General features: G+C 54.9%; 12 protein-coding genes and 2 pseudogenes. 6 read left to right on the top strand and 8 right to left on the bottom strand.

Going from position 1 to position 13,789, the window contains the following annotated elements:
* Nucleotides 1–30 precede the first annotated feature (30 nt).
* The gene (locus tag O146_RS0102460) at nt 31–447 is read right to left on the bottom strand and encodes a DUF3017 domain-containing protein (RefSeq protein WP_081820538.1); all 417 of its coding nucleotides are present in this window, start codon (nt 445–447) and stop codon (nt 31–33) included.
* The gene (locus O146_RS0102455; protein ID WP_126856375.1) at nt 437–1,288 is read right to left on the bottom strand and encodes a bifunctional methylenetetrahydrofolate dehydrogenase/methenyltetrahydrofolate cyclohydrolase; all 852 of its coding nucleotides are present in this window, start codon (nt 1,286–1,288) and stop codon (nt 437–439) included. The genes O146_RS0102460 and O146_RS0102455 overlap by 11 nt, the downstream gene beginning before the upstream one ends.
* 23 nt (nt 1,289–1,311) lie before the next feature.
* Between O146_RS0102455 and O146_RS0102450 the strand changes: the two genes are divergently transcribed.
* Entirely contained in the window at nt 1,312–1,782 is a 471-nt protein-coding gene (locus O146_RS0102450; protein WP_027017566.1) for a tRNA (cytidine(34)-2'-O)-methyltransferase, read from the top strand.
* Here O146_RS0102450 and O146_RS0102445 read toward each other — a convergent pair.
* The 3 genes from O146_RS0102445 to O146_RS12805 all read right to left on the bottom strand — a co-directional run bounded on the left by O146_RS0102445 (nt 1,779) and on the right by O146_RS12805 (nt 4,579).
* Nucleotides 1,779–3,359, bottom strand: a complete 1,581-nt coding sequence (locus O146_RS0102445; protein WP_051619205.1) for a PH domain-containing protein — start codon at nt 3,357–3,359, stop codon at nt 1,779–1,781. The genes O146_RS0102450 and O146_RS0102445 overlap by 4 nt on opposite strands.
* Nucleotides 3,356–3,805, bottom strand: a complete 450-nt coding sequence (locus tag O146_RS0102440; protein ID WP_027017564.1) for a PH domain-containing protein — start codon at nt 3,803–3,805, stop codon at nt 3,356–3,358. Before O146_RS0102440 ends, O146_RS0102445 begins: the two co-directional genes overlap by 4 nt.
* Nucleotides 3,806–3,970: 165 nt before the next feature.
* Nucleotides 3,971–4,579, bottom strand: coding sequence for a hypothetical protein (locus tag O146_RS12805; protein WP_051619204.1), 609 nt, complete (start codon nt 4,577–4,579; stop codon nt 3,971–3,973).
* Between the two features lie 151 nt (nt 4,580–4,730).
* Here O146_RS12805 and O146_RS12800 point away from each other — a divergent pair, with 151 nt between their 5' ends.
* The gene (locus tag O146_RS12800) at nt 4,731–5,183 is read left to right on the top strand and encodes an excalibur calcium-binding domain-containing protein (RefSeq protein ID WP_244266793.1); all 453 of its coding nucleotides are present in this window, start codon (nt 4,731–4,733) and stop codon (nt 5,181–5,183) included.
* A 267-nt stretch (nt 5,184–5,450) separates the two neighbouring features.
* Here O146_RS12800 and O146_RS10835 read toward each other — a convergent pair.
* From O146_RS10835 to O146_RS10830, 3 genes and pseudogenes are all read right to left on the bottom strand, one after another.
* Nucleotides 5,451–6,179 (bottom strand): annotated as a pseudogene (locus tag O146_RS10835) (SPFH domain-containing protein); the annotation flags it as partial.
* 260 nt (nt 6,180–6,439) lie between these two features.
* Nucleotides 6,440–7,045: pseudogene (locus O146_RS0102420) on the bottom strand (hypothetical protein); the annotation flags it as partial.
* Nucleotides 7,046–7,060: 15 nt separating this feature from the next.
* Nucleotides 7,061–9,598, bottom strand: coding sequence for a nitric-oxide reductase large subunit (locus O146_RS10830; RefSeq protein WP_035000472.1), 2,538 nt, complete (start codon nt 9,596–9,598; stop codon nt 7,061–7,063).
* Between the two features lie 219 nt (nt 9,599–9,817).
* On the opposite strand from O146_RS10830, the gene O146_RS0102410 reads away from it, so the two are divergent.
* From O146_RS0102410 to O146_RS12350, 4 genes are all read left to right on the top strand, one after another.
* Entirely contained in the window at nt 9,818–10,081 is a 264-nt protein-coding gene (locus O146_RS0102410; RefSeq protein WP_023019034.1) for a hypothetical protein, read from the top strand.
* A 69-nt stretch (nt 10,082–10,150) separates the two neighbouring features.
* A complete protein-coding gene (locus tag O146_RS0102405; RefSeq protein ID WP_021351889.1) occupies nt 10,151–10,903 on the top strand; it encodes an NAD-dependent deacylase in 753 nt (250 codons plus the stop codon).
* A gap of 92 nt (nt 10,904–10,995) precedes the next feature.
* A complete protein-coding gene (locus tag O146_RS0102400; RefSeq protein ID WP_027017563.1) occupies nt 10,996–11,796 on the top strand; it encodes a hypothetical protein in 801 nt (266 codons plus the stop codon).
* A gap of 181 nt (nt 11,797–11,977) precedes the next feature.
* Nucleotides 11,978–13,750, top strand: a complete 1,773-nt coding sequence (locus O146_RS12350; protein WP_126849924.1) for an LGFP repeat-containing protein — start codon at nt 11,978–11,980, stop codon at nt 13,748–13,750.
* The last annotated feature ends 39 nt before the right edge of the window (nt 13,751–13,789 follow it).

Here is a 13,789-nt window from a genome sequence, read left to right as displayed (position 1 = left end):
TTGCGGCGCACAACTAACTGCACCGCACAACTAACTACCCAGTGCGTCGACTGAGGCGGATAAAAACATCAGCGCTGCCCCGGCAACAGCGCTGAAAGCGGCGTCGAACCGGCGCGAACGCACAGCAAAGACGCCCAACTTCGCAGAGTCACAGGTCAGGCGCAGTGCTGCCAGCCAGAGCATCGCCACGCCCAGGGCAAACGTGGCTCGGCGCCAATGATCCGCGAACAAAAACCACGCGGCGGCGGCCAGCAGCACGATAAACGCAGCCATGCCAGACCATTGCAACCAACCAGGCACGCAGGAGGCAGCCAGGTTCAGGTCGTGTGGGTTGGCCAGGCCGCTGCGGTCTGCCTTCTTTTGGCGGGTCGTCAGGGATTGCGCACCGCCAGTGACTGGTTGGCCAGTGCGACGCCCAGCCTGGTGCGAGTGTGGTTTATCCGGCATGCAATTCTGCGCGCTCCACCACGTTGTGCACCAGGAAGGCACGGGTCAGCGGGCCCACACCGCCGGGGTTGGGCGAGACCGCACCGGCTTTCTCCCAAACATCGGGGGCCACATCTCCGGCGAGTTTGCCGTCGACACGCGAAACGCCTACGTCCAGCACTGCAGCACCTTCTTTCACCATGTCTGCGGTGAGCATATGCGGCACGCCGGCAGCCGCGATGATGACATCAGCAGCTTTGGTTTCTGCGGCCAGGTCTTTGGTTCCGGTGTGGCACAGGGTGACAGTGGAGTTTTCGCTGCGACGCGTCAGCATCAGACCGATTGGGCGGCCCACGGTCACGCCACGGCCGATCACCACAACTTTTGCGCCAGCAAGCTCGACGTCGAAACGGCGTAGCAGCGAAATGCAACCATTCGGGGTGCATGGCAGAGGCGCGTCCTCGTTGAGCACCAGCTTGCCCAGGTTCACTGGGTGCAGGCCGTCGGCGTCCTTTTCGGGGTCGATACGCTCCAGCACCTCGTTCTCGTTGAGGTGCTTCGGCAACGGCAACTGCACGATATAACCTGTACAGGCTGGGTCCGCGTTGAGTTCATCGATGACAGCGAGCAATTCTTCCTGGCTGATATCGCCGGGCAGGTCACGACGGATTGAGTTGATGCCCAGAGCTTCACAGTCGCGGTGCTTCATTTTGACGTAGCTGTGCGAGCCTGGATCATCACCCACCAACACGGTGGCCAGACCAGGGGTAATGCCCTTGTCGCGTAGCTTGTCGACGCGCTTTTTCAAGTCGTCGAAGATTTCGTCTCGGTAGAGTTTTCCATCCAATGTCAATGCAGTCACGGCTACCATTCTAGACTCTTGCCATGGCCGATTTGCATGTTGTCTTTGATAATCCGGTGATCCCCTCGAATACCGGCAACGCGATCCGTTTAGCTGCGGTAACCGGGGCCCACCTGCATTTGGTGGAGCCGCTGGGGTTCAATTTCGACGATAAACATTTGAAACGCGCGGGGCTGGATTATCACGATCTAGCGGATCTGCAGATCCACCCCAACTTGGACGCGTGTTTGGAATCGCTTGGCGACGGCCGGGTGTTTGCTTTTAGCACTGGTGCCAAAACCTTTCACACTGAGGTGAACTACCAAGACGGCGACATTTTGCTTTTTGGCACAGAACCCACCGGGCTGCCTGCCGAGGCGCTAGCGCACCCGCGGATAACCGAGCAGGTGCGCATCCCCATGCTGCCAGCGCGGCGGTCGATGAATTTGTCGAATTCTGCTGCCGTCGCGGTGTTTGAGGCGTGGCGACAGCTCGGCTTTGCCGGTGGGGTCTAGTGAAAAGTCCCCGCCTGTTCTAGTTCTGGCAACGTGCGCTGGCGCAAGTATTCCAGGAGTTCCTCGGCATCGTCTGGGGAAAGATCCGCGCCTACCATGCTCACTGGCCCGCCGACCAGGTCCAGGCGTAAACTGCGCAAACCAAGCAGCGCCTGTATCGGTCCTCTGCGCAACGAGAGCTCTTGGATGTGCGGCTCGGCGACAACCGCAACGCTCCGGCCGATACGACCGTGGTGGATGATCACGGCGTCGTCGACAAGCGTGACGCCCTGTTGTTGGTAATCAATCGGCGAGCACCAGCGCGCTTGCTTCGGCGAGGTGTACCGGGGGCGGGTGAAACCGTCTGGCCGGGCAAATTCGGTGAGGTGCTCGTCGGCAAGCGGGGTGACCAGCGCGGCAATCTGTTGGGCCTGTTGTTTGCTGCCGACGGGCAGGATCATCGTGGAGCCGGAATCTTTGCCAGATAGTGCGCCATAACCTGCGACATCTACCTGCACGATCCACCAGCCGGTCAGCCGCCACAGGACGGGTTGGCGGATTTCGACGGCATGGATGCGGTTCAGTGGCACTGATTGCCGACGCCTGCTGGTGAGCCCATACGCGATGTCGAGGGACGGCGAGTTGTTCGGCCCGCCGGTCTCGTTGAGCGTGGCGGTGAATTGCCACGCATTGTTGATGTGGCCAAGCAACGCGCCCAGGGCGGCAAGGACGATGACGAAACTGGAGAAGATATTCAGAGCGGTAAACAGCTGAGAAAGCACGACGATAATCGCGATCATGGTGCTGGGACGCAGCACCATTGAGCCGAGCACCCGTCCGGTGGGGATCGGCGGGATGATTACGCGGTTCGGTTGGTCAGTCGAATGAGCCGGATGGGCGAGACCAGGCTTGTGTGTTTGCGCGGCATCACCGGCTGGGGTTTCTGCTGGCGTCGCTTCCGGTGCACCGGGCTCTGTGATGCTTGGGTGCGAGGTATCAGGCTCGGGTGATTTTTCACCACGCACGCGCTGCAGAACTTCCACGCGTAGGCGTTCTGCCTGTTTCTTGCGCAGATATTCGACTTCAATCACAGAATCCGAGCCGCCGGCGGTCTCGACGCGGACTTTCGCGAGGCCAAAGATGCGGGCGACGAACGGCTCGACGATGTCGACGGCTTGGATGCGATTGAACCGTGCCGAGCGCACTTGGGTAGAAAACACGCCCTTTTTGCGCGCGATTTCTTCGTTGTCAAGCCGGAAGCCCATGGCTCGCCACCAGAAATACGATAGCCCCACGACGAGCACCGCGATGCCAAGCAGAATCGCGGTTCCAATGAGCAAGTCGGTCAGGACCTCGCCATCTGCCCAACTGGAGACCGTGTTGATAATCGTCGAATTGATGTTGACGAAAATGATGACGGCCAAACCAACCAACACCGACCAGAATTCCAGGATCGGGGTGAGGAAATGGACTCGGTGCCACTGCTGCTGGTTGGTTTGTGCCTCAGCCAGTGGGTGTGTGGCTGCTGGTTCTGCGGCAGTTGGGTACGAAGCCGTGGGGTGCTGATCGTGCGGCTGAGGGTTTTCTGCTGAACTCATAGGCCGCTCATCCTCTCACGGGCTTTTTCGGACAGGCGCTGACGTAATGCATCTGCGTCGGCAGCTTCTAACCCGGGGACATCGGAGTCGGACGAAGACGAAGCCGTATGTAGCTTCACGTTTTTTAAGCCGAAGAGTTTATCGATGGGGCCGGCAGAAACATCCACGAATTGAATCCGCCCGTACGGTACGACGGTGAAGGTGTGCCAGATTTTGCCGCGGGTGATGAGAAGTTCATCCTCAGTTTCCTTCCACCCGAGTAGTTTTACCTGCCGTGGAATGAGCCATATGCGAAAGAGGACGAAGGCGGCTATGACGGCAGTGGCAATCCACAGCCAATTGCTCCAGAACACCGCGGCCGCGACAGAGCCACCAATAAATAATACGGCCCAGGGCAGACCTGAAAGATAACGCGCTTTGATCAGTTTCCTCGACACTGGGTTCATGGCAACCCAGGTTACCTTTCGTTGTGCAGCCTTGCGCAAACGCAAAAACAGCCATGCCGGTCATCATGACCAGCATGGCTGTGCGAAGAGAATGCGGAAGGCAATGCAAAACGAGATTGCGGCTTAGTTACCGTAGCTTGCTAGAGTTCCGCCATATCTATGTTCTTAAACGAACTTGATCTCGGTTTCTTCGACGCGCTTGAAGCCTTCGGTGTGGTCACCGAACAACTGCACGTTGCAGTCCTGGGTGGTGCAGTCGACGCCTTCGCCGGTTGGGGTCGCGCGCAAGGTGACAACAGCGGTGCCATCTTCCTTCATGTCCACGGTGCCACCCTCAGTCTTGACCCAAGCCTGGGTGGCTTCGTCGCCATGCTCACCGGTGCATAGTGGTGGACGACCTTCAGAGTCGTTTTCGTCGTCAGCACAAATGGCGACGTAGTAGCCCTGATCCGGGTTCAGCCCAGACAGTTCAATCTGCAGTTCGCTGTCTGCTTCCACACCAGCTTCTGGGTCCGGGGTCACGCGCATTTCAGCGTCAATGGCCTGCATTGCTTTGTCCCCGGCTTCTTTGGCCTTTTCGGTGGCGGATTCAGCAGCATCGCCAGCCGCCTTGGTAGCGGATTCTGCGGCGTCGGCAGCCTCGGAGGTTACCGATGCCGCGGTGTCTTTAACTTCTTCAGAAGAGCAGCTGGCCAGCACCAGTGCGGATGCGGCGGTGATGCCCAGGGCTGCGGAACGGAGCGTACGGCGACGAGAGGTCTTTGTAATAGTCATGAGCACATTATATGCACGATTAGTTTTTGAACAACGTAGGAGTTGCTTTAGAGCTAGCCATCAGGAAATATCTCCACATGTGAATTCCCTGCGCAAAACACTCTTAGCGACGCTTTCTACCACGTGCATCCTCTTAGCATCATGCACGGATGTGGATTCTTCAGCAGACCAAGCAATGGTTACCGAAACGTCAACGGAAACCTTTACGGAAACTGCAACCGCGTCGGCAGAATCCATGGAAGAAGCACGTGCTGAAGACGCAGCGGAAAACCCAGCCAAAGTCAACGCGCACGAGCATTCTGGGCGTGGCAATGGCACTGTGCTCCCGGAACGTTACGACGAACGCTTCCCGCGTGCTCAGGAAGCACCAGCAGATCAGCCACCAGCACCGGAGGCTCCGGGGGAGAATCCCGAGATGAACGAGCACCCGGTGGCGCCGGCGCACGTCGATGCTCCTGCTGCCCCGCCGGCGGCACCCGGCGGCGATACGTATTTCCAGAATTGCGCGGCCGCTCGTGCAGCCGGTGCCGCTCCCCTGCACGCAGGCGATCCCGGTTATCGCTCACAGCTAGACCGAGACAAGGACGGCGTAGCCTGCGAATAACACGGTGCGCGATTACTCTTTGTCGACGGTTTTATCGTCGCCCTTCTCGCCGTCGACGCCCTTGCCATACCCGTCGTCAAGCTTGTATTCGGCAGTCTCTGGCCGCAGATCCAATGAGGTGAATTCACCAGCCTGCTTGCCACTATCGGAGTTGTTGTCCGCTGACGAGTCGTCGTTGTCACTCGTTGGCGACTCATCAGCTTTATTGCCCACCAATGAGCTGAGGTTTTGGTTCAAATCACTAAAACCCTGCTGGAACTTGCCCATGTTGTCCATGAACCCACCCAGAATATCGATGGGCAATGGGAACACCACGGTAGAGTTCTGGTCAGCACCCAGCTCCAAGATGGTCTGCAAGTAGCGTAACTGCAGAGCGGCTGGCGCCTTTTGTAATTCCTCAGCCGCTTCACGCAGCTCTTTCGACGATTGCAGTTCACCGTGTGCCGAAATGACTTTCGCACGGCGCTCACGCTCGGCCTCTGCCTCACGCGCGAGGGCGCGCTGCATGAGTTCCGGAATTTCCACGTCCTTGATTTCGACAATCCGAGTTTCTACACCCCAACGGTGTGTTTGACCATTGATGATGCGTCGAAGATCCTCATTAAGCTCATCGCGGTGCGCCAACAAATCGTCCAAACTGGCACGTCCCAGCAGCGAACGCAGCGTCGTCTGCGCGATCTGCGAGGTCGCGACCGCATAGTTTTCTACCTGCAGCACAGCTTTGATCGAATCGGTCACCTCAAACATGACAACGGCATTCACACGCACCGAGACGTTGTCTTTCGTGATGATCTCCTGTGGCGGGATGGTCAACGTAACCACGCGCTGGTCGACGCGTTCCATCTTGTCAATCACCGGGATGATCCAATGCCCGCCCGGTTCCATCAACGGGCGCAAGTGCCCAAACCGGAAGGCCACTCCCCTTTCGTATTGTTTGATGACCTTAAACGAATAGCTGATGATCACCACCAGCACTCCCAATGCCAGCAATGCCATGATCGGCCAAAATACTAGTGCGCTCATGAAAAGTTCGCCTGTGCCTTACCCTTTATGCCTAATGAGGTTTGTGTGTTTTAGGAGTTTTCCACTGGTTTGTTGCGCGACCGACGCTGCGATCGGCTATCCGAACGATAGTGGTGCTTGTATTTTGCAGCAATTACTTCGTCGTGGTTTTCGCCGGTTGCGCGAATGCGCTCGGAGCCGTATTTCTTCGCAAGGCGCGAGACTTCGTCGTCACGCACACCGGCGATGGCTTCTTTCGTCGAACGGTACTTCACGCCGTATTTATCAGCTACGGCTGCATTAACCTCGGCTTCGATATTATCCATCGATGGCAGCTCTTCGGGGAAGTTCGACGGGGTAGACCACAGGTGACGCGCCAAAGGGATAGTGCCACCGACCAGCACGACCAGCACTCCACCAGTCAACACCAAATCTGCGGTCGACGAATGCACAAGCAATGACATGAGTGGCAAAATAAAGCCCATCAACGCCACCGCCAAAGAAACCCCACGGTGGAAACGTCCGGTCTCCGAATGTGGCCACGGGTCAAGCTGACGAGTAACCTCGCGGCCTTTCGCACTGATCGTGCAGGATTGCTTGACCGGGCAGGTGTTGCACACGGTCGGGTTACCCCGGTAACGCATGACGCGGTTTTCTGGGTCGAAGCTGGAAGGCCACAGCCATTGGTCTTCCGGGCACTGCCAAGCATCGTGGGACTCCATATAGCGGAATCCACCGGTCTGATCGCCATTGGTGCGATTGGATGCCGACCGAGCCATCCGGTCAAAGCCCCACGCCACGGCGAGCAGGAACAGACCATAGATGGAACTGAGGATGGTAAATACCGCAGGTAATTCCATTGCTATCTCGCTTGCTTACTTGCTGTCGTCGTCACGCTTGTCGGAGCTGTAGCTACCGCCCCACTTGGTGGAGCTGTTGGACTTGTGCTTATCCAGTGTATCCGAGACTTCTGCGCCCGTGCGGTTGTCGACGCGGCCATGGCCACCGGAGACCAATCCAACCGGAGAGCCTTGGCCTTGTGCTCCAGTACCAACGGGCTCCAGGTTTTCTTCGGATTCCACCTTGCTAAACAGTGGCGTGACCGGGAATTCTTGCTCATCTTCCATCGTTGGTATCTCACCGCTGTGACGCACGGCCTTGAATGCTCCCCAGATCAAGCCAGGAATACCGGCCATGAAGATCACGTCGCCAGGCAGGCGCAGCCATTCGATCAGCGCGTTATCCGGCTGGGTGATGTATCCCAGCGAACGAGCTTCAACATAACCTTCGGCAACCGAATGGTAGAGCTGCAATGTGCCCAACGGCAGCAGCGAAATAAAGACCATCCACAGCAGGCCAATGTTGAGCAGCCAGAAGCTCCACTGCATCGACTTATCCGACCAGTACTTCGGAGGTGTCAGGTAACGGAGCGCGAACACGCCTAGGCCGACGGCAAGGAATCCGTAAACACCCATCATCGCGCCGTGCGCGTGGTTCGCCGTCAGGGCGGTACCGATCTGGAAGTATGACACGATTGGCAAGTTGACCAAGAATCCGAAGATGCCGGCACCCAAGAAGTTCCAAAAACCAACGGCAACCAGGAACATCACAGCCCAACGGTGTGGGAATGGCCGCTTGCCGGTCGCACGCTGTTTAGATCCAAGCTGCATGAACGTCCAGGCTTCGACGGTCAACAATGTCAGCGGGACCACCTCGGCGGCAGAGAAGAACGACCCCAGCGCCATGTGCTCAACCGGAGTACCGGAGAAATACAGGTGGTGCATGGTGCCGATCACGCCACCAATGGAATACAAAATGATGTCCAAGTAGATGATGCCCAGGGCGATCTTTTCGCGAATAACACCCAGCAACACGAAGACATAGGCAACCATGATCGTCGTAAAGAGTTCCAGGAAGTCTTCGACCCAAAGGTGGACAACCCAGAAACGCCAGAACTCTGCAACAGTCAGGTGCGTCGACGAGCCTGCAAGCATGCCGACGGCGTAGAAACCTGGGATGGTCAGCCCGGAGAAGAAGAACAACCACGGCATGTTCGACTTGTGCTCGGTTTTCAGGCGACCGTGCAGGGTTCGGAAGATCATGAAGATCCATAGGAACATGCCGATGGTCAGCAGGATCTGGAAGAAGCGTGGCAGATCCAAAAACTCCCACTGCTGCGACCAAATGCTGCCTTCTGGCACGATGCCGAAGGACGAGAGCCATTCAAAGGCCATGGAACCGAAGACGACAAAGGCGATGGCGCCCAGCAGAGCCCATGTCAGCCAGCTTTGTTTTTTAGGTTCGCGGCGGGCAATGAATGGTGCCAGGAAGATACCGGCGGCCAGCAAACCACCGGCAGTCCACAGCAGGGATAATTGCAGGTGCCATGTACGCGCGACGTTGTACGGCAAGATTTCTTGCAGCGGGATTCCGAAGAAGCCTTCGATTTCCACGCGGTAATGCTGTACTGCGGCACCCAGCAGCGCTTGGATGAGGAACAGCAGCATGGTGACCAGAACGAACCAGGCAACCACTTTTTGCGATTTGGACAGTTTTACTTCCCCGGGTTGTTTGAAATCGAGGTTTGGGGTCTCTTCAGCGTGCCAGCCAATCTGGCGCGACCAGCGGCCGTAGATGGCGAAGATCAGACCGATACCACCGATCAGTGCAATTAGCGAGAGCACCGACCACACAACTAAGTCAGCCGTCGGAGTGTTGTTCACACGTGGCTCTGCTGGCCAGTTGTTTGTGTAGGAATAATCATGGCCTGGGCGTTCTGCAGCAGAAGCCCATGCGGTCCAAGCGAAAAAGCCGGTGAGGTCGTGAATTTCGTCTTCGTTGTTGATGAACTCCTTCGGCAGACCGTGAACATCGGAGTTAGTACCGAAATAGTCCAGGTAGTGTTTTTGCGCTTCTTCGAATGCCGAGATTTGGTTCGGGGTCCACTCCAGCACACCAGTTTGTTCGTCGAACCGGTTGGTGCGGAATTCCTCGACAATGGCTTCATCTTCCGTTGACTCCGGCGAGATGAAGCCTGGGATGCCGTTTGCTGAGTTCTGCTCTTTGGCATGCTCAGTGGCCATGCGCAGATACTCCGCGGTGAAATCAGGGCCCAGGTATGCACCGTGCCCCATCACAGAGCCATATTGTTGCAGGCCGCGGGCCTGGAACAATTCCTGGCCATGGGTGATCTCTTCAGAAGTCAGGATGGTCTCACCGGACTCCTGCGAAACAATCTTTTCCGGCTGCGGCATGGAGGCATCGTAAGTTCGATACGCCAAAAAACCCATGACGAAAAAGCCGAAAAGCATGGTCAGTGCAACACCTTGCACCCATGCACTATTGAATGCGAGGACCGGCTTCGACCGATCTTCTGTGTCCTCTGCCAAGGACGCGCGCTGAACTTCAGACATGATGACCCAAATCCCATCTATAAGACTTCGCACAGATAACCTGTGTACAGTCCTATAAATACCTCATAAAATAGTCGGAAAATAATTCATGACCGGCGGGGTTACTAATAGGTTCCTTCAAAAGATGTAGGTCGATAAACAGCCAGTTGAGCAAGCAGTGTGATTGTTGTGGTGCGGTAAAAATTGTCTCCAAAACGCTCCCCCATTAAAATTAAAACCATGTCCTTCAAGGAGCACACGAAAAAGAATTGGCTGATCACTTTCTTCGCTGCAATCTTCGCAGCCTCGGTCGTGGTCATGATCTTTTTCGACGAGCCGCGCAATACCGTGGTGATCTCTTTGGCATTCGTGGCATTTGCAGTGCTGAGTTTTCTGCTCATCCTGGTGATCTGGCTGTGGCTATCCAACCGGAAACAACGCGTGCAGGGTGATGGCACGCAAAGTAACTCGCAGCGCGAACAGGACAAATCTGCCGTGAGCTAGGTAGCGAATTACATGCACTCTTGAGCCTGATCGCGGTGGCTAACTCGCACCACACCGTAGGCTTGTGGCATGAAGCAATCGCTTATCGACGCCCACGAGATTCTTGCCGACGCCAAACAGGTGGAAGTGTTTACTGGCGCGGGCATGAGTGCGGATAGTGGGATCGCCACTTACCGGGATGCGCAGACCGGCTTGTGGGAGAACGTGGACCCGCAGGCGATGGCTTCGATCGATGCCTGGCATCGCGATCCAGAAACCATGTTTGCCTGGTACTTATGGCGCGCACACTTGGCACAACGCGCCGAGCCCAACGCCGGACACCGCGCCCTCGCAGCAGCACGAAAAGTGACCGTGACAACGCAAAACATTGATAATCTGCATGAACGCGCAGGCAGTGAAGATGTTGCCCACTTGCATGGTTCTTTGTTCGAATTCCGCTGCACGGATTGCGCAACGCCTTATCGTGAGCAGATTGCCCTGCCTACCAGACCAGTGGACAAGATTACGCCACCAGAATGCAGGGAGTGCGGTGGGCTCATTCGGCCGGGCGTAGTCTGGTTTGGCGAGCCGTTGCCACAAAATGAGTGGGTAAAGGCGGAACGTCGGATGTCCACGGCGGACGCGCTGCTCATCGTGGGAACTTCTGGGGTGGTCTACCCTGCCGCCGGGCTGCCTGTGACGGCGTATAGGCGTGGTATTCCGATCGTGGAGGTCAGCCCACAGCCGACGGATTTATCACAGCTAGCCAGCGTGATTGTCACAGCCACCGCTGCGGAGGCTCTGCCCCGCATCCTCAGTGGGAGGATCACTAGCAATCCGTAATCTGGTATTCAGGAATACTATGGGTCACAAAGCACCGTTGTGTCGAGATGCCCCGATCACGTCAACCAATGGAAACGCTTAGGACACCTACTATGAATCATGCCAGTTCAATATGCGTTTACACACTAATCTCCAGAGCATGGGGCCACTACTTTGTCGAAGGCCCATCGCATCTGCGAGACCAACTTGCATTCAAAACCCATTCACTCTTGTTCAATAATATCCAATTCTCCGAGGAGGTAACAGGAAAACTAGGCAAGACCGCTCTCAAAAAAGCCTACGATGCTTATAAAGCCGCATTTTTTGACCCCCGCTACCAAGCAGCAATACAGCGATGCATCATACACGCAAAAATATCCCAAATCGCCACCCAAATTACACCATTTCTCCACCACCACCTATATCTGCAACCCGAAATATTCGACGACGACTCCCTACTGGAATGGATCAAACAATATGCCCACACAATTGATCCCACACTAAATCTAGGCCGCCCAGTCCATTTCAATCCAGATTTTGAAATAGAAACACCCCAAGGACAAAAACCAGAACTAATCGGCTTTTACGCGTATATGTATGGATTTCCATTGCCGAATGTATCCGGATTTTACCGAAATGAACAAGAACTTCTGGCGCGCACAGCAGGAATGGCCTTTGAAGAACTTGCCGGCACCATACAATTCCGGCATTCCCCACCAATGGACAGCCAATTTCCTTTTCGATACAACGCCCAATTGCGTTGGTGGGAAAGCTATTGGAATGGCTGCTTCGATGAGATGGCACCATGCGAAAAAGTCGCAAGCTTTATTCGCGCGAAGCGTAGGTACGAGCCTCATTTCATCCGAATTTATCCATTGTTCCCTGCAAAACAATCATCCGAGGTCAAGGATTAAACGCTGAGGGGAACGCTAGATAACTCCACTAGTCAACTCACACTAATTTACTGCACACAATCACATAAGCGATTTATGTCACTTTCTGCTAAAATGGGTGCACTTCACCGTTTAGATCTGCGAGGATCTACGAGATCAAAAGGGACTGATCAGATTGAGACGCAAACACTACACAGCCATATTGGCCATTCCTCTAATCACGCTGCTCGCAGTTTTCAACTCAGAGGTTGCATCCGCACAGGTCAGTGCCGTCAGCGACGATGTCCTCACCGATGAAGCTATAGCTTTAGAAACTCAAACCCAGGATTATGTTGCAGATCGTGACCAACCCTCGCCTGAGGATGAAATAAAACAATTTGCGCTCGAGCACCCGGAAACAGTTACTGAATACGAACTCCAAACAACCACAACTCCAGTGCAATCCTTAGGAAATCCTGAGGACCCTGCATCAATAGGGGAATCCAGAAGTGCTTGCGAAAGGGTATGGCCAACACGCTTTTCTGTGTGCGGCGCAATTAAAGCTAAATATAAGGAAATCGGCGGAGCACTATCATGGCTAGGACCACCAACAAGCGGAGAAGTACGTAACCCCGATCAAGTCGGTTATCGATCTACTTTTCTTGGCGGTGCTATCTATTGGCATCCCGAAACTGGAGCACACGCCATCACAAACGATGGTATGCGTCAATGGGGTTCATTAGGTTGGGAGCAAGGAGTCCTTGGGTATCCAACATCCGGGCCAAAAAATATTAGCCCATTGCCAGTCGCTCAGTACCAAAATTTCCAAGGTGGAGACACCTATTACTCACCGGTCACTGGAGGTGCAATTTGGGGCGACCTGAAACAGCGTTATGATGCAATAGGTGGCCCATCTCATCCGATTGGCATTCCAGTTAGTAATGAGTTGTCTAATACCGATGAATATCGATTTAATAATTTTTCAAACGGAGTAATGACGTGGCAGCGCAGTAGTCGACGCAGCCACTATATGTATTTGCCTGCTCGTAGGGTCTGGGAATCATTAGGCCGGGAAACAGGAACACTGGGATTTCCGGAGACTGATGAAGTCGCCGAACATGCCGGAGTTTTTCATCTAGTCAACTTTGGCGATCGCGGTGTCATTGCCTGGAATAACCTTTTAGGTGCACGTGAACTCCAGGGACAATTATTTAACCTATGGATTCAGCATCGTGGCACCCCAAATGATTTGGGGTGGCCGATCCCCTCTCTCGAATCTATGCATGACTCAATCCACCAAGACTTTACAAAGGGTACCGTCCTTGGCTCATCTGACAGTCTCGCTTGGATCCCTTCCGACGAAGAATACTGGCCCAATGAAATCGCCACCCGCACTGCGGGTCTAACCATGGATGCTGACTCGCATATTTCCCCAGGAATGTCCCGCTCGGCGAATTTATGCAGCAGCTTGCCGCCAGTTTCAGAGCAAAAGAAAAACGAAAACTTCGCCGTAAAAATAGGGGCTGTCATTAAAGGCAAAACAAACTCACGGGACTACCCAGACGAATTTAGGTTTATGATCCGTAAGGGATTTTATGATGCCTCTATGATGGACGGATGGGGTCAGTTAAAAGCACTTTGCAAACATAACTTCTCAAATTACAAAATGATGGAGGCAGTGTCCAAACATTCTCCAATCGGCTACAGTTCTGACCCTGACAAAGATTACTTCCGATTCGATAAAATCGTTTACTTTTATTCATGCGGAGGCCCTAGCTTCACGCGCAATAACTGTAAACAAGTCTATGATCCAGAAGAAATAACCGTGATCTTCGATCCATTCAAGCCAAAAAACTACACAGGAACAACCGCCAAGTGGGCTAACGGACTCATTACCGCATGGTGCAACCCAGCTGGAATCAGAAGGTCAGAGCCCTATGTGTCGAGATGCCCCGATCACGTCAACCAATGGAAACGCTTAGGACACCTACTATGAATCATGCCAGGTCAATATGTGTTTACACGCTAGCCCCGA

The sequence above is a fragment of the Corynebacterium pseudodiphtheriticum DSM 44287 genome (assembly GCF_000688415.1).
In the GTDB taxonomy this organism is placed as follows: Bacteria; Actinomycetota; Actinomycetes; order Mycobacteriales; family Mycobacteriaceae; genus Corynebacterium; species Corynebacterium pseudodiphtheriticum.
The sequence above is the reverse complement of the archived record's forward strand: the minus strand, read 5'-3'. Positions and strand labels throughout refer to the sequence as shown.

Coding starts and splice junctions, on each gene's coding strand:
- O146_RS0102460 (WP_081820538.1), bottom strand. CDS start 447: ATGCCGGATAAACCACACTCGCACCAGGCTGGGCGTCGCACTGGCCAA.
- O146_RS0102450 (WP_027017566.1), top strand. CDS start 1,312: ATGGCCGATTTGCATGTTGTCTTTGATAATCCGGTGATCCCCTCGAAT.
- O146_RS0102445 (WP_051619205.1), bottom strand. CDS start 3,359: ATGAGTTCAGCAGAAAACCCTCAGCCGCACGATCAGCACCCCACGGCT.
- O146_RS0102440 (WP_027017564.1), bottom strand. CDS start 3,805: ATGAACCCAGTGTCGAGGAAACTGATCAAAGCGCGTTATCTTTCAGGT.
- O146_RS12805 (WP_051619204.1), bottom strand. CDS start 4,579: ATGACTATTACAAAGACCTCTCGTCGCCGTACGCTCCGTTCCGCAGCC.
- O146_RS10830 (WP_035000472.1), bottom strand. CDS start 9,598: ATGTCTGAAGTTCAGCGCGCGTCCTTGGCAGAGGACACAGAAGATCGG.
- O146_RS0102410 (WP_023019034.1), top strand. CDS start 9,818: ATGTCCTTCAAGGAGCACACGAAAAAGAATTGGCTGATCACTTTCTTC.
- O146_RS0102405 (WP_021351889.1), top strand. CDS start 10,151: ATGAAGCAATCGCTTATCGACGCCCACGAGATTCTTGCCGACGCCAAA.
- O146_RS0102400 (WP_027017563.1), top strand. CDS start 10,996: ATGAATCATGCCAGTTCAATATGCGTTTACACACTAATCTCCAGAGCA.